15 protein-coding genes, 1 other RNA gene and 1 pseudogene are annotated in these 14352 nt (G+C 70.2%); 4 read left to right on the top strand and 13 right to left on the bottom strand.

Translation table 11 applies throughout. The features are described 5' to 3' along the window. Positions 1-30: 30 nt before the first annotated feature. Positions 31-417 carry a hypothetical protein gene (locus G3T38_RS10315; protein ID WP_163772217.1) on the bottom strand — a complete coding sequence of 129 codons (387 nt, stop codon included), beginning with the start codon at positions 415-417 and terminating at the stop codon, positions 31-33. A gap of 753 nt (positions 418-1170) precedes the next feature. On the opposite strand from G3T38_RS10315, the gene G3T38_RS10310 reads away from it, so the two are divergent. From G3T38_RS10310 to G3T38_RS22880, 3 genes and pseudogenes are all read left to right on the top strand, one after another. Further along, on the top strand, positions 1171-1344 hold the full coding sequence (locus tag G3T38_RS10310; RefSeq protein WP_163772216.1) for a hypothetical protein: 174 nt from the start codon (positions 1171-1173) through the stop codon (positions 1342-1344). Between the two features lie 174 nt (positions 1345-1518). Beyond that, positions 1519-1977 (top strand): hypothetical protein, encoded by a 459-nt coding sequence (locus tag G3T38_RS10305; RefSeq protein WP_163772215.1) that lies wholly within the window; start codon positions 1519-1521, stop codon positions 1975-1977. A gap of 18 nt (positions 1978-1995) precedes the next feature. Further along, positions 1996-3020 (top strand): annotated as a pseudogene (locus G3T38_RS22880) (recombinase family protein); the annotation flags it as partial. Here G3T38_RS22880 and G3T38_RS21575 read toward each other — a convergent pair. The 12 genes from G3T38_RS21575 to ftsE form a co-directional block, all read right to left on the bottom strand. Then, complete coding sequence (locus G3T38_RS21575) at positions 2931-3488, bottom strand: hypothetical protein (protein WP_241728718.1); 558 nt, start codon at positions 3486-3488, stop codon at positions 2931-2933. The pseudogene G3T38_RS22880 and the gene G3T38_RS21575 sit on opposite strands and share 90 nt — an antisense overlap. Positions 3489-3678: 190 nt before the next feature. Further along, positions 3679-4049, bottom strand: a transfer-messenger RNA (tmRNA) gene (gene ssrA, locus G3T38_RS10285). Between the two features lie 75 nt (positions 4050-4124). After that, on the bottom strand, positions 4125-5186 hold the full coding sequence (locus G3T38_RS10280; RefSeq protein WP_338037585.1) for an alpha/beta hydrolase: 1062 nt from the start codon (positions 5184-5186) through the stop codon (positions 4125-4127). Between the two features lie 63 nt (positions 5187-5249). Next, positions 5250-6194, bottom strand: coding sequence for an NADP-dependent oxidoreductase (locus G3T38_RS10275; protein WP_163772212.1), 945 nt, complete (start codon positions 6192-6194; stop codon positions 5250-5252). Positions 6195-6205: 11 nt separating this feature from the next. Further along, complete coding sequence (locus G3T38_RS10270; protein WP_163772211.1) at positions 6206-6994, bottom strand: ABC transporter ATP-binding protein; 789 nt, start codon at positions 6992-6994, stop codon at positions 6206-6208. Positions 6995-7001: 7 nt separating this feature from the next. Further along, positions 7002-8054 (bottom strand): taurine ABC transporter substrate-binding protein, encoded by a 1053-nt coding sequence (locus G3T38_RS10265; RefSeq protein WP_163772210.1) that lies wholly within the window; start codon positions 8052-8054, stop codon positions 7002-7004. 3 nt (positions 8055-8057) lie between these two features. Then, a complete protein-coding gene (locus tag G3T38_RS21570) occupies positions 8058-8879 on the bottom strand; it encodes an ABC transporter permease subunit (RefSeq protein WP_206675847.1) in 822 nt (273 codons plus the stop codon). Between the two features lie 80 nt (positions 8880-8959). Further along, on the bottom strand, positions 8960-9931 hold the full coding sequence (locus G3T38_RS10255; RefSeq protein WP_338037584.1) for an amidohydrolase family protein: 972 nt from the start codon (positions 9929-9931) through the stop codon (positions 8960-8962). Then, the gene (gene smpB, locus G3T38_RS10250) at positions 9928-10410 is read right to left on the bottom strand and encodes an SsrA-binding protein SmpB (protein ID WP_163772209.1); all 483 of its coding nucleotides are present in this window, start codon (positions 10408-10410) and stop codon (positions 9928-9930) included. The genes G3T38_RS10255 and smpB overlap by 4 nt, the downstream gene beginning before the upstream one ends. A 31-nt stretch (positions 10411-10441) precedes the next feature. Continuing rightward, complete coding sequence (locus G3T38_RS10245) at positions 10442-11812, bottom strand: M23 family metallopeptidase (RefSeq protein WP_163772208.1); 1371 nt, start codon at positions 11810-11812, stop codon at positions 10442-10444. A gap of 60 nt (positions 11813-11872) precedes the next feature. Next, complete coding sequence (ftsX, locus tag G3T38_RS10240; protein WP_163772207.1) at positions 11873-12793, bottom strand: permease-like cell division protein FtsX; 921 nt, start codon at positions 12791-12793, stop codon at positions 11873-11875. Between the two features lie 45 nt (positions 12794-12838). After that, positions 12839-13528, bottom strand: coding sequence for a cell division ATP-binding protein FtsE (ftsE, locus tag G3T38_RS10235; protein WP_163772206.1), 690 nt, complete (start codon positions 13526-13528; stop codon positions 12839-12841). Between the two features lie 79 nt (positions 13529-13607). Here ftsE and G3T38_RS10230 point away from each other — a divergent pair, with 79 nt between their 5' ends. Beyond that, a complete protein-coding gene (locus G3T38_RS10230; protein WP_163772205.1) occupies positions 13608-14267 on the top strand; it encodes a hypothetical protein in 660 nt (219 codons plus the stop codon). Positions 14268-14352: the final 85 nt, after the last annotated feature.

The raw sequence follows: 14352 nt of genomic DNA, 5'->3' as shown, positions 1-14352 counted from the left end.
CAATATTAATGCTCACCGTTTGACCGATAACTAGTAAGTGATACCGCCTGAGAAGGTGGTCTTGCTCGGCGGCGGGACACCGCAGTATGTGTTGGTCGAGGCAGCAAGGGTGAAGTTTCCGGCGGCGATTGTGCCCGCTTGCCCCCAGTGACGCGTGCTGTTGAGATTGTTTGTACCGGATCCCAGGCCCCAATAGTGAGCGCTTGCCATCCAGTTGCCATTCGACCGGAGCGGTCGAATGAACAGGTTGCCGCCCCCGCACGGATCGTAAGCGGTTTTCAGCCAGAATGTCAACGGTTGGGATTTCGAGTGGTACCGCTGAGTCGTGTAGAAAACCCAGGTGTTCGATCCTTCGCCGCCCCACAGCGAACCGCTGACCGTGTCCGTCGCCGCATGCGCCGACGGCGCATAGCTCATAGGAGTGACTATGAGTAGCAGTCCTGCGACCAGAGACGCGAGGCGCGCCCGCGGTCGTCGATTCTCTTCTCCCATTGAGCCTCTCCCCTCCAAGTGAAACTGATGACTAATTCTTGCTTAGATGCAACTGTTTTTCAGACGGACAATGCGCACGTTGACCGTGTCGCACTCGAACAGCGACGTCGGGAGTCGTACGAGACTTAGATGGGGAGTTCCGGCGCGCTTCCTAGTTGCAGGCCCGTCGACGATCGGCCCCATGCCCACCGCAGGTCACCAGTCGAACTGTCGGCGGCGATGGCGCGGACCGATATACGACTTGGCAAGTGCCCCCCGTCACTCGATGTCGCTACAAGTACACCTAACCCGATTCGCAGCTCGTTGGGGTCGTTCGACCCAACTTTTCAAGAGTGGTCTAGTCCTCGTGGGCCGGCTGCGCGTCGCGAGGGGACGAGGGGCGAAGGGGCGAGGGGGCGTCCGCATTGACGGCCGGCTGTGATGCCCAGGGCAGGCTGGTCAGCCTGGTGATGGGCGAGGTCTTGCCGATGGCGGAGTGGGTCCGGGTGGTGGTCGTCGTGGTGGACCCACCCTGGCAGGGCGGCGAGTCGGTCTGGCTCGCAGTTGTAGATCTTGAACGCGCCATCTCCCCAGGTCATCCCGCTCCTTGCGGGAGGGGACTGACCCCGCATCGCAGTGTCGCAGACCCGCCCAGCACGCGGCCCCGCCCCTGGCGCTGGCCCTGGCCGGAGCGCACGCATGAGCGGCTACAGCCTCGGCCACATCAGCGAACAGCTCACCGAGCGTGACTACCTGCTGATCGCCGACATCACCCGCTACCGACTGGCGACGACGCGGCAGCTTCAGCGTCTGCACTTCGACCACCGTCATTCAGCGCGATCGCTTCGGCCCGCGCCTGCACGCGCAACCTGAACCGGCTCCGCGACCTCGGGGTACTCAAGACCCTGGAACGCCGCGTGGGCGGCGCACGGGCCGGCTCAGCCGGTTTTGGTCTGGTACCTCGGCCGCACCGGGACCCGCGAACCCCGGACGGAGCGCACGCCCAGCAGAGCCCCAGACCGTACCTAACAACCGAAAGGAGGCCATATGGCTACAACAGAGAACCAGCAAGACCCGCAAGCAGGCGAGGAGTCGCAGCACCCGACGGAGTCCATCGAGCAATCTTTCGACGGCACGTCCGGCGCCACCCAGCCCGAGCATGAGCAGGAGTACAAGATGCTCGCCGTCCGCGTAGAGGAAGAAGTTCACGCCCAGCTGCGCTTCATCGCCCAGCTCAGCGGAACCAGCATCTCCGCGGAGATCCGTACCCCCATCCACCAGCGCATCGCGACTCCCCAAGAAGACCCCTTCTGCATTGAGCGAGCGCACGCAGCTCAAGCCGAGATCCAGCGCGAAGCCGCCGCTCGCACGGCAGCGATCGCAGGCTTCATCGGCTCCCCAGTAGTCGCCGCTGCATCCGTCACCCCGACAGGGACCGGCACGCCAGACACCACGTCATCGACCAGCCCCCGACGGGCAGGCAACCGAAGCAGCAAACAGTCTTAGCGACACGAAAGGAACACGATGACTCATCCGCAGCCCGACATCTCGACGCAGTTCACCGCGGTGATGTACATCCGCGTCTCGACGACTGACCAGGCGACACGGGGCGGACGAGAGGAGGGGTTCTCGATCCCCGCCCAGCGCGACGCCAACCTGCGCAAAGCCGCATCCCTCAACGCGACAGTCGTCGAGGAGTTCGTCGACGCCGGAGAATCAGGCACGTCCATCACCAAGCGCGCCGAACTCCAGCGCATGCTGGCATACGTACGCGAACACGACGTCGACTACGTCATCGTGCACAAGATCGATCGGCTGGCCGGTCGCGAGCCGACGACGTCGCCATCAACCTGGCGCTCAAGCAGGCCGGCGTGACGCTCGTGTCGACGAGCGAGAACATCGACGAGACGCCGTCCGGCATGTTGATGCACGGGATCATGAGCAGCATCGCCGAGTTCTACTCGCGCAACCTCGCCAACGAGGTCACCAAAGGTATGACGCAGAAGGCCAGCACCGGGGGCACCGTGGGTCGCGCACCTCTGGGCTACCGCAACGTCCACATCGCCGATGAGCTTGGGCGCATCAACCGCACGGTCGAGACCGACGGGGAACGCGCCCAGCTCATCACCTGGGCGTCCTACCGGTACACCGAGGGCGAATGCTCGCTTTCAATCCTGCTCGACGAGCTGACCGACCGCGGGCTGATCAGTCGCGCCACGCCCAAGTGGCCGAGCAGGCCCCTCAACATCAGCGCGCTCCACAAGGTGCTCAGGAACCCCTACTACAAGGGCGAGGTGCACTACCGGGGCGCTGCCTACCACGGTGCGCATCAGGCGCTCGTCGATCCGATCACCTGGCAACGCGTGCAGGATCGGCTCGACGCGAACAACAACGCCAAGGTCTTCGAGCGCCGCAACCGCAACTACCTGCGAGGGAGCCTGTTCTGCGGCACCTGCGACTCACGACTGCTGGTGGTCTACGCAACGAACCGTCATGGCACCAGCTACCAGTACCTCGCCTGCTCGGGACGGAAGCGCCGCGCGACCGACTGCACCCGACAGAACATGCCCTTCAGCCTCATCGAGCAGCTCATCGAGGACGAGTACCGCACGATGGCGCTCACGCCATCGCTGCGCGACCACGTCGAAGAAACCACGCTCGCCGAGTTCGACAAGCTGCACGACGACACCGAGCGACTCAACACCGCTCTCGAGCAACAACGCACCGACCTCGCCGCCCAGCGCCAGAAACTGCTCGAAGCCCACTACGCCGGCGCGATCCCCATCGACCTCCTCAAGGCCGAGCAAGACCGCATCAGCAACCAGCTGCAGCGTGTCGAGGAGCAACTGATGCGATCCCGCACGACCTACGAACAGGCACGCAGCAAACTGGCCGAAGTACTCGACCTGGCGCGCGACTGCCACGCCGCTTACATGAAGGCACCCGAGCACATTCGCCGGCTCTTCAACCTGGCGTTCTTCAGTCGTATCTACGTCGACGAAGACGACGCGACCCACGAGCTCTCGGTCCGCGTGCTCTACAACGAGCCCTACGACGAACTCCTCTGCCGCCTCATCCCGGCAGGCGTCCACCAGGCGCTGATAGCCCAGTCAGCTCAACAGAAAACCGCCCGTCCGGGAACCCGGACGGGCGGTTCTGTGTCGAACTCAAGTGCGACCGAGGGGCAGGGTTGCCCTCCGAGCACTGTGGTGGAGCTGCGGGGAATCGAACCCCGGTCCTCGAGCGCAGTGTCAGGTCTTCTCCGGGTGCAGTCTGTGCTGTCGCTTTTCTCGGCCCCGCTGCTCGCACAGACACGTCAGCGACGGGCTCAGTCAGGAAAGAGTCCCGCTCACCCCTCCTGACAGGAGGTGAGCAGCAAGTCTCCTAGTCGACGCCAGGGTCCGGGACGGAGACGGATGCCCGGTCTGACGCTTCGATCACCGCTCAGGCGGCGAGAGCGAAGGAACTGCGCTTGTTGTCGGCAGTTATAAAGTCCCAGCGATCGTTTACGAGATGACGCTGGCTCCTCGACCCGCTTCCCCTGAGACGTACGTCCCAAGTCGAAACCGATCAGCCCCTCTTGAGTTGTCATGCATCCGCAGCGTGGCCACGGATGGCCTAGACTACCTGCTCGAACGAGCGGGCACGACCGACTATTCCGGGCCGACGATCCCGCGCCGCAGGGCGACGGCGGCGCGCCGGGTGGCGTCGTACGCGCTCCGGCTCACCGCGGTGATGTTGATGAACGCGTGGATGAGGTCCCCCTCGCGGGCCAGCTCCACCGGGACGCCCGCCTCCCGGAGGCGCTCGGCGTACGCGATGCCCTCGTCGCGGAGCGGGTCGAAGCCGGCGACCGCGACGTACGCCGGCGGTGCGCCCGCGAGGTCCGGGGCGAGCAGCGGGGAGACGCGCGGGTCGGTCGCGGCGGTGGGCGAGGGCAGGTAGCGCTCGGCGTACCAGTCCATCTGCGCCTCCGTGAGGAAGAAGCCGTCGCGGAACTCGGCGTAGGACGCGCTCTTGCGCGACAGGTCGGTGACGGGGAAGAACAGCAGCTGGAAGCACGGCTGGACGTCCTCGGTGCGCAGGTCCAGCGACAGCACGGCGGAGATGTTGCCGCCCGCGCTGTCACCCGCCACCGCGATCCGCGCCGGGTCGATCCCCCAGCCCGGCGCCTGCGCGACCGCGAAGTCCCAGGCCGCCCGCGCGTCCTCCAGCGCAGCCGGGAACGGGTGCTCGGGCGCCAGCCGGTAGTCGACGCTCAGCACGTCGCAGCCCGTGTGCTGCGCGAGGAACCGCACCGGCGAGACCGTCGAGTGACGACTGCCCAGCACCCACCCGCCGCCGTGGAAGTAGACGACGAGCCCGGCGGGCTTCCCGGCGCGGAACCGATAGCGCGTCGCCGGCACCGGCCCCGCCGGTCCCGGCAGCTCGAGGTCCTCCTCGAGGTGGAAGGGCGGGTACGACGCGCCGAAGACCGCCGCCTCCGCCTCGATCTGGTGACGGGCCCGGTCGAGGGGCTGGGTGGAGAAGTCGCTGCCCGGCAGACGGTTCAGCGCGCCGAGCGCCAGCGCGATCTCCGGCGCCAGCCGCTCGCCGTCGCGGTTGACCGCCCGGCGCACCACCACCTTCTCCAGCACCCGCGGCGGGACCGTGGCCAGTCCACGGACGACGAGGCGCTCGGCTTTCTCGGGCAGGGTCAGGCGGGGTGCGGTCACCGCATCATGCCAGCAGTCGCGCCCCACCCTGTCGAGGGGCGGGGCGCGACGTGGCCGGGATCCTCAAGGCAGGAGCACGATCTTGCCGCGCGTGTGCCCGGCCTCGCTCTCCTTCGCGGCGGCGACGACGTCGTCGAGCGCGAAGCGCCGGGAGACCTCGACCTCGAACACGCCGCGGGCGACGAGGTCGGCCACGACGGGGATCGCGTCCTCCCGCAGGCGCACCTGCTCGGGCGTCAGGGGCCAGGGCGCACCGCCCGACCACGCCTGAATCCCCAGCTCCGGGGCCTTCGCCCCCACGACGATCGTGCCGGCGTGCTGCGGGTCCTCGACCAGTGCGACGGAGGCGGCCAGCGCCTCGTCGGTGCCGGCGGCGTCGAGCACGCGGTCGACACCCTCCGGCGCCAGCTCCCGGATCCGGTCGAGCAACCCGTCGCCGTACGCCACCGGCTCGGCTCCCAGCTCCCGCAGCCGGTCGTGGTTGGCGGGGCTGGCGGTGGCGATGACGCGGGCGCCGAGGTGGCGCGCGAGCTGCACCGCCGCCTGGCCCACGCCGCCGCTGCCGCCGTGGACGACGAGGACGTGCCCGCGGCGTACGTCGAGGGAGGCGAGCGCCTGGCGAGCCGTGCCCACCGGGGTGCCCAGGGCCGCGGCTTGCGCGAAGTCGAGGGTGGCTGGCTTGGCGGTGAGGTTCTGGCGGGGCACGACGACGTGGGTGGCGTAGGTGCCCGAGGCACCGCTCACGATCACCTCGTCCCCGACGCGCCAGCCGTCGACGCCCTCCCCCACGGCCGCCACGACACCGGCGCCGTCCGACCCGAGGCGCCGCGGCTCCGTGATCGGCGGCGAGGGCCGCTGGCCCGAGCGCACCTTCCACTCGATGGGGTTCACGCCCGCGGCGCGCACCTCGACGAGCACCTCGTCGGGGCCGGGCACCGGGTCCGGCACCTCGACGACCTCGAGCACCTCGGCGGGGCCGGTCTCGGCGTACTGCACGACGCGGGCCATGCGTTGCCTCCTCAGGACGGACGGGCGGGTTCGACGTGCTGGATCGCCGCGCGCACCGTGCCGGCGAGAGCCACGAACTCCGGCAGCTCGCGGAGCTCCTCCGGCGGGACCTCGTGGCTGCGGGAGGAGAACTGCGCGGGCTCGTCCAGCACGATACGACCGGGGCGGGGACTCATCACGAGCACGCGGGACCCGAGGAAGACGGCCTCGTCGACGCTGTGGGTGATGAACAGGATCGTCTTGCGCGTCTCCCGCCAGATCGTCAGCAGCTCGTCCTGCAACCGCTCCCGGGTGAGCGCGTCGAGCGCACCGAACGGCTCGTCCATGAGCACGATGTCGGGGTCGTTCGCCAGCACCCGGGCGATCTGCGCCCGCTGCTGCATGCCGCCCGACAGCTCGTAGGGCCGCAGGTGGGCGACGTCGCCCAGCCCGACCAGCTCGAGGTAGCGGTCGGCGGTGCGCCGCCGCTCCGCCTTCGCCGCCCCGCGCAGGCGCGGGCCGAACGCGACGTTGGCCCGCACGTCCAGCCACGGGTACAGCGTCGGCTGCTGGAAGACGACGCCGCGCTCCGCGGCCGGGCCGCGGACGGGTGTGCCGCCGACCGTGAGGGAGCCGGCCGACGGCGCGCCGAAGCCGGCGAGCAACCGCAGCAACGTGGTCTTGCCGCAGCCGGACGGGCCGGCGAGCGTGACGAAGCTGCCCGGCTCGATCGTGAGGTCGATCGGGCCGAGGGCGTGCACGTCCCCGAAGCGTTGCTCCAGGCCCGTGACGACGACCCTGCGGTCACCCTCCGCGGTCATCGGCGGGTCACTCCGCGTCCGCGGCGGCCTGCGCCGGACCGGCGTTCACGCCGTCCGCGTAGACCGACTCGTCGGCGACCGCCGCGATGCTGTCCTGGGTGAGCAGGAACTGCGCGGTGCTGAACAGGTCGGAGCCCAGCTTGCCACCCAGGTACTCCTCCCCCACCTGGTCGGAGGCACGGAGGAACACGTAGCCGTCCAGCTGCGCCTTCGCCTCGTCGGTGGAGACGCCCACCTCGACGGCGATCGACTCGGCCGCCTTGTCGGGGTCGCTGGTGATCTGCTCGACCGCGTAGTCCTGCGCCCGCGCCCACGCGTCGAGCACGGCCTCGTTGTCGGCCACGAAGTCGCGGTCGGCGATGGCCAGGTCGAAGGTCGGCTTGCCCGCAGCCGCGGTGTCCTCGCTGGTGAGGATCACCTCGCCGCCGTCGGCCTTCAGCTCGCTCAGCGTCGGGTCCCAGATCCAGGCGGCGTCGATGTCGCCCCGGCTCCACGCCGGCGCGATCTGCTCCGGCTCCGAGTTGACCAGGTTGTAGTCGGCCGGGTCCTCGCCCGCGTCGGCGATCGCCTGGAGCAGCGAGAAGTGGGCCGTGGAGCCGAAGGGCGTCGCGATGGTCTTGCCCTTGAGGCCCGCGATGTCGGTCGCGGCGCCGTCGCGCACGACGAGCGACTCGGCCGCGCCGATGACGTCGTGGATCCAGATGACCTGCACCGGCAGGTTGAGCGGCTCCGACAGGGCGCGGGTGGCCGGCGAGCTGCCGACGAGGCCGATGTCGAGGCTGTCGCCGCCGAAGGCCTGGATGACGTCGCCGCCCGAGGCGAAGTTGCTCCACTCGATCGTGGCGTTGGGCAGGCAGTCCTCGAGGATGCCCTGGTCCTTCACCACGACGTCGCCGTTGGGGATCTTCTGGTAGCCGATGCGCACCGTCGTGTCGACCGACTCGTCGGCCTCCCACGGGCAGGCCGACGCGTCGCCCTCGGTGTCACCGCCGCCGACGCAGCCCGCGAGGGCGAGCGGGGCGAGCAGCGCGGCGCCGAGCAGGGGCGAGAGCTTCTTCATGGGTCAGGCCTTTCCTCGCCAGGGGGCGAGCTTCTTCTCGAGGGTGCGGAGGATGACGTCGAGGGCCACAGCGGTGAGGCCGATGACGAGGATGCAGGCGATCGACAGGGCGATCTTGTTCTGGGTTCCCGAGAGGTAGGCGAGGCCGCCGATGCCCGGCAGGCCGTTGACGAGCTCCGCCGCGACCACCGTCGTCCAGGCGAACCCGACGGCGACCCGGAGGCCCGAGATGATGTCGGGCAGGGTCGCGGGACCGAGCACGAACAGCAGGGTCTGCCGACGCGTGGCGCCCAGCGAGAGGGCCGCGTTGACGTGGTCCTCCCGCACGCCGCGCACCCCGTTGAGGGTCGCGAGCGCGATCGGCGGGAAGGCCGCGAGCACGAGCAGCCAGATCTTCGAGGTGTCGTAGAACCCGAACCACGCGATGAGGAAGCCGATGTAGGCCAGGGGCGGGATGGAGCGCAGGAAGTCGACGTAGGGCCCCACCAGGCGACCGAAGCCGCGGAAGTAGCCCATCGCCAGCCCGAGCGGTACGCCGATGACGAGCGCGATCGCGAGGCTGAGCCCGATGCGGCGGAGGCTGACGACGAGGTGCTCCCAGAGGAAGTAGTTCTCCTCGCCCCGCACCACGCGGTCCACGCCCCCGCCCACCGGGTGGTAGGTGTTCGCCCGCACGAACGCGTCCCACACCTCGAGCGGCGACGGGGTCAGGTAGGCCGGCGACACGACGTCGGAGGCCGCCACGGCGGTCCAGGCGGCGAGCAGCAGCCCGAGCACGAGGACGTGGGGCAGCGCGCCGCGGGCGAGGGACCTGGCTCGATTCACATCGAGTGAACTTAGTGTCTCGCTCTACTTTGTGCGGACGCGTCTCACGAACGGGGGCCGCGTGTCGTACGTCGCGGGCGTCAGGCCTGACCGAGCAACCGCGTCGCGTTGTGCCACAGCACGCCCGCGAGCCACGCGTCGTCGAGCGCCGCGTGGCGCTCGCGGAGCGCCTCGAGCACCTCGACCTGGTGCGCGTAGGCGTAGGGGATGTTCGGGAAGTCGGAGCCGAACAGCACCTTCTGCCCCACCGCCGCGAACCGGTCGAGCAGCGCGTCGGGGTAGTCGCCCGCGTGCCGGCACACCCCGGCGACCTCGCCGAACCGGTCGGTGGTCTCGGCGAAGAACCGGGTGAACGTCATCGTGGTGTCGAGGTGCACCCGCTCGTAGGTCTCCGCCATGGCGAGGAACTCGTCGTACTCCGGCGCCCCCATGTGCGCCATCACCAGCGTGAGCCGCGGGAAGCGGGCGAGGACCTCGGCGACCGGCCCGGGGCCGGTGAACTCCGTCGGCACGGGCCCGGATCCGGCGTGGATGACGACGGGGGTGCCGGCCTCCTCGAGCGCGGCCCACACGGGCACGAGGTGCTCGTCGCGCACGTCGAACGCGCCGACCTGCACGTGGACCTTGAAGACCTGCACACCGGAGGCGATCCGCGCGGCGACGTACTCCCCCGCCTCCGGCTCGGGGAAGAAGGTGCCGCAGTGCAGGGCCTCGGGGGTGCGGCGCGCGAAGTCCGCCGCCCAGTCGTTGAGGAACTCCGCCATGCCGGGCCGGTGGGGATAGGGCAGGGCCGTGAAGCGGCGTACGCCGAGGGACCGGAGCAGCGCGACGTTGACGTCGTCCGGGTTGAGGTACCGGATCGGCCACTCCCGCCCGATCAGCGGGCCGGCCGAGGCGAACACGGCACGCACCTTCTCGGTGACCCGCGGCGGGAGGAAGTGGGTGTGGACGTCGACGATGCCCGGCACGCCGAGGCGCTCGGTGGTCGCCCGCAACCAGTCCGCCCGCTCGTCCGGGTCGTGGGCGGAGGTGGCGGTCGCCCCCGTCGTCACACCCGGTCCATGCCCTTGAGCTGACGACCGAGGGCCTGCTCCTTCTCGCGGTCGGCCTGGCGCTCGGCCATCGCGTGCCGCTTGTCCCACGACTTCTTGCCCTTGGCGAGCGCGATCTCGATCTTGGCGCGGCCGTCGGAGAAGTAGAGCGCCAGCGGGACGATCGTGTAGCCCTTCTGGCTGACCTTCGTCTCGATCTTCTCGATCTCGGCGCGGTGCAGCAGGAGCTTGCGCTTGCGGCGGGCGGCGTGGTTGGTCCAGGTGCCCTGCGCGTACTCCGGGATGTGCACCGCGTGCAGCCACACCTCGTCGTTCTCGATGTCGACGAACCCGTCGGCGAGGTTGGCCCGACCGGCCCGCAGCGCCTTCACCTCGGTGCCCTGCAGCACCATCCCCGCCTCGAAGGTGTCCTCGATGTGGAAATCGTGCCGCGCCTTGCGGTTCTGCGCGATCATCTTGCGCCCCTGCTCCCTGGCCATTCCGCCATTCTCTCAGGGGACCGCAACGGGTTTAGAAGTAGTTCATCGGGTTCGTCGGCGAGCCGTTCCGGTAGACGGTGAAGTGCAGGTGGCAGCCCGTCGACCAGCCGGTCGTGCCGACGTACCCCACGAGCTGGCCGCGGCGCACGTGCTGGCCCACGCTCACGACGTACCGCGTCGCGTGGTTGTAGATCGTCGAGATGCCGGCGCCGCGCATGTAGCCGTTGTCGATGATGAGGCGGTTGCCCCACGCCGACTGGTAGTAGCGCTCGACGACCTGGCCGTCGGCCGCGGCGTACATCGGGGTGCCGCAGCCGGCGCCGAAGTCCACGCCGTCGTGCAGCGAGTAGTAGCCGTAGATCGGGTGCACGCGCATGCCGTACGGCGAGGTGACGCGCCCGTTGACCGGGTAGCTCAGCCCGTCGTTGCTGCTGCTGCCGCCGCCACCGCCGCCGGAGGAACCGCCGCCACCGGACGAGCCGCCACCGGAGCCCCCGCCGGCGTTGTTGCGGGCCTCCTCGGCGGCCGCAGCGGCCGCGGCGGCAGCAGCCGCCTGGCGGGCCGCCTCGGCACGCGCGGCGAGCACGCCGGCGATCCGGTCGTTCTCCGCCTCGAGGGCGTCGAGCTCGGCGCGGTCGGCGTTGCGGGCCTCCTCGGCCGTCGCCTCCGCCTGCTGGTTGCTGGTCACGAGCTGGGCGACCTGCGCCTCGGCGGCGGACGCCTCGGCCTCGAGCGAGGCCATCACCTCGAGGTTGGCCGCCGCCTCGGCGCGCTCGTCGGCGACGAGGTCGCGGGCCGCCTCGACCTGCTGCTCGTTGACGTCGAGCATGACCTCGGAGGCCCGCAGGTCGTCGTAGGCCCGCGTCTCGGTGCCGAGCACCGTCTGGCGGGAGTTCTGCGCCCGGGTCAGGTCGGAGAGGTCGTCCGCCCCGAGCACGGCGCCGAGCGCCTCGAGCTCCGGGCCGGGGCCCATCGACTGCGCGACGATCTGGTCGCCGACGCGGTCACGCTGCGTGGCGACGCTCTGCTGGCCCTGGAGCAGCTCGGCCTCGGCCGCGTCGAGCTGCGCCTCGGCGACGGTGAGCCGCTGCTGCATCTCCGCGTCGTACGCCTGCGCCTGGCCGAGCTGGGCTCGGGCCGTGGTGAGGCGCGCCTGCGCGCCGGCCAGCTGGGCCTGCGACGCACGGAGCGCCGCGGTCGCGCTGGCGAGCTGCTGGCTCGACTCGGCGAGGTCGGCGTTGGCGCCGGAGATCTGCTGCTGGATCTCGCTCTGCTGGTCGCGGAGGTCGTCGTCATCGTCGTCGGCGTAGGCCAGCGGCGACACGGCAGCGCCGACGCAGAGCAGCACGGCCGTCGTCGCGGCGGCGAGCCGACGACGCTGGAAGGCGGGGAGGAGGCGCATGGGGAAGGGGCCTTCGCTCGTTCGGGGAAGTGAATCGCAGGCGACGCTAGACGACGCGGGTCAGACTTTGAGGTATTTCCGCGTGAGGAGGAGTGTCGGCAGCACGGTGAGCAGCGGACCGAGCACCGCGATGACGAGCAGCGCCACCGCGTAGTCGCTCCCGTCCACCCAGGGCATGAACCGCAACGTGTCGGCAGCACGGTCGTGCACGACGAAGCGCAGCAGCGCCGCGAGCGCACCGCCCGCGAGCACGACGCCGATCAACGCCGTGACGAGTGCCTCGAGGAGGAACGGCAGCGCGATGTAGAGCGTCGAGGCGCCCACCAGCCGCATGATGCCGATCTCCTTGCGGCGGGCGAACGCCGCCAGACGGATGGTGTTGCCGACGAGCAGCAGGGCCGCGAGCACCAGCACGACCGCGGTGCCGAGCGCCGCCCACTGGGCCGCGTCGAGCACGTCGAAGACCGGTTCCAGCAGCTCGCGCTGGTCGGAGATGCGCAGCACCCCGGGCAGGTTCGCCACGGCGCTCACCACGCCCTCGGACTTCTCGGGGTCGTTGAGCGAGATCCAGAGCGACTCGTTGAAGTCCTCCACGGTCACCGCCGCGTCGTCGCCCTCGAGCAGGCGGGTGTCGCCGTTGGACTCGGCGAGCGCCAGCGTCTTGTCGAAGGCGTCCTGCTTGCTCTCCTCACGGAAGCCCGAGGTCTCCGGGCTGTCGTCGATGGCCGCCTCGATGGCGGCCTTCTGCTCCGGCGTGACGCCGCCGTCGCAGGGTGCGACGTCCGTCTCGTTGCAGAGGTAGACCGTGATCTCGACCTGGCTGCCGAACTGGCGGTCGGCGATGTCGGCCTGCTGCTTGAGCAGCACGCCGACGCCGACGAGCGTCAGCGACACGAAGAGGGTGAGCACGACGGCCAGGTGCATCGACACGTTGCGACGCAGGCCCTGGCCGAGCTCGGTGAAGACGTAACGCAGCTGCATGGGGGGACTCGCTCCTGGTTCGAGGGGGCGCGGGAGGGCGGTCGGCTAGTTCTGGAAGCCGTAGGCGCCCTGCGCCTGGTCGCGCACGAGGTGGCCGTTCTCCAGCTCGATCACGCGCTTGCGCATCTGGTCGACGATGCTGTTGTCGTGGGTGGACATCAGCACCGTCGTGCCCGTGCGGTTGATGCGGTCGAGCAGCTTCATGATGCCCACCGACGTCGACGGGTCGAGGTTGCCGGTCGGCTCGTCCGCGATGAGGATCTGCGGCCGGTTGACGAACGCCCGCGCGATCGCGACGCGCTGCTGCTCGCCGCCGGAGAGCTCGTCGGGCATGCGGTCGGCCTTGCCGTCGAGGCCGACGAGGTCGAGGGTCTGCGGCACCAGCTCGGCGATCTGGGCGCGCGGCTTGCCGATCACCTGCAGCGCGAAGGCCACGTTCTCGGCGACCGTCTTGTTCTGCAGCAGCCGGAAGTCCTGGAACACGGTGCCGATCTGGCGCCGGTGGCGCGGGATCTTCCACGAGGCGAGGCGGTTGACCTCACGGCCCGCGACGTACACGCGGCCCTGGGTCGCCCGCAGCTCGCGCAGCACGAGGTAGAGGAACGTCGACTTGCCGGATCCCGAGGATCCGACGAGGAAGACGAACTCGCCCTTCTCGATGTCGACGGAGATGTCGTCGAGCGCCGGGCGCCCCTGGCCGGGGTAGGTCACGGAGACCTTCTCGAAGCGGATCACTGGCGAGAGGGTAGTCGAGCACCCTGAGAGCCTCGGCGACCCCGCGGGCGCGTGTCCGTCACCCGGTAGGTTCTCCCGCGTGAGCCCCGAGCCGTCCTCCCGCCAGCGCCGCCGCCCCCGCGCAGCAGCGGCTGCGGCGGTCGCCGCCGCGGTGCTGCTCGGCCTCGCCGCCTGCTCCGGCGACGACGAGCCGGAGGAGGCGGAGCCGACCGTCGCTCCCCCGCCGGCCCTCGTCGACCTCGACACCACGGCGCTCGTCGTGGAGCGCGCGCCCTTCTGCGACGACGTGGACCCCGCCGCCGTGACCGCGGCCCTCGGGACCGCCGACGACGGCGAGGCGGAGGCCGCGACGTACTCCTCCGGCGACGCCGTCGACCTCGGCTCCGGCGAGGAGCGGCTCGTGCACGAGCTCGGCTGCCGGTGGAGCGACGGAGCCGCAGAGCCGACGAGCGCCGCCGCCTGGGTCTTCGTGCCGCCGGTGCCGCCCGCTGACGCGGAGCAGTACGTCGCGGCGACGCCCACCGACGGTTGCAACGCGCTCGAGGGTCCGGCCTTCGGTGCGCCCACCCTGGCCCTCGCCTGCGCCGTGGACGGGGCCACCGAGGTGTCGTTCCGGGGGCTGTTCGGGGACGCCTGGCTGACGTGCATCCTCACGGCGCCGACGGTCACGACCTCGGCGGAGGAGGTCGTCGAGCGCGCGGGCTCGTGGTGCGCCGCGGTGGCGGTCGCGGCGTCCTGACCCGCGAGCGACCACAAGTTGGCTTGCGTCCGTTGATTGCTCAACCGTGAAGTGTGGCTCGCGCCACGTCAGTATCGCTCGCAGC

It is taken from the genome of Nocardioides zeae (assembly GCF_010686755.1).
GTDB lineage: Bacteria > Actinomycetota > Actinomycetes > Propionibacteriales > Nocardioidaceae > Nocardioides > Nocardioides zeae.
This window is presented reverse-complemented; position numbering and strand designations above follow the sequence as displayed.

Bases quoted from the DNA above. Each gene is read 5' to 3' on its own strand.
- G3T38_RS10315 (WP_163772217.1), bottom strand. From the start codon at position 417: ATGAGCTATGCGCCGTCGGCGCATGCGGCGACGGACACGGTCAGCGGT.
- G3T38_RS10310 (WP_163772216.1), top strand. From the start codon at position 1,171: ATGAGCGGCTACAGCCTCGGCCACATCAGCGAACAGCTCACCGAGCGT.
- G3T38_RS10305 (WP_163772215.1), top strand. From the start codon at position 1,519: ATGGCTACAACAGAGAACCAGCAAGACCCGCAAGCAGGCGAGGAGTCG.
- G3T38_RS10275 (WP_163772212.1), bottom strand. From the start codon at position 6,194: ATGGCCCGCGTCGTGCAGTACGCCGAGACCGGCCCCGCCGAGGTGCTC.
- G3T38_RS10270 (WP_163772211.1), bottom strand. From the start codon at position 6,994: ATGACCGCGGAGGGTGACCGCAGGGTCGTCGTCACGGGCCTGGAGCAA.
- G3T38_RS10265 (WP_163772210.1), bottom strand. From the start codon at position 8,054: ATGAAGAAGCTCTCGCCCCTGCTCGGCGCCGCGCTGCTCGCCCCGCTC.
- smpB (WP_163772209.1), bottom strand. From the start codon at position 10,410: ATGGCCAGGGAGCAGGGGCGCAAGATGATCGCGCAGAACCGCAAGGCG.
- G3T38_RS10245 (WP_163772208.1), bottom strand. From the start codon at position 11,812: ATGCGCCTCCTCCCCGCCTTCCAGCGTCGTCGGCTCGCCGCCGCGACG.
- ftsX (WP_163772207.1), bottom strand. From the start codon at position 12,793: ATGCAGCTGCGTTACGTCTTCACCGAGCTCGGCCAGGGCCTGCGTCGC.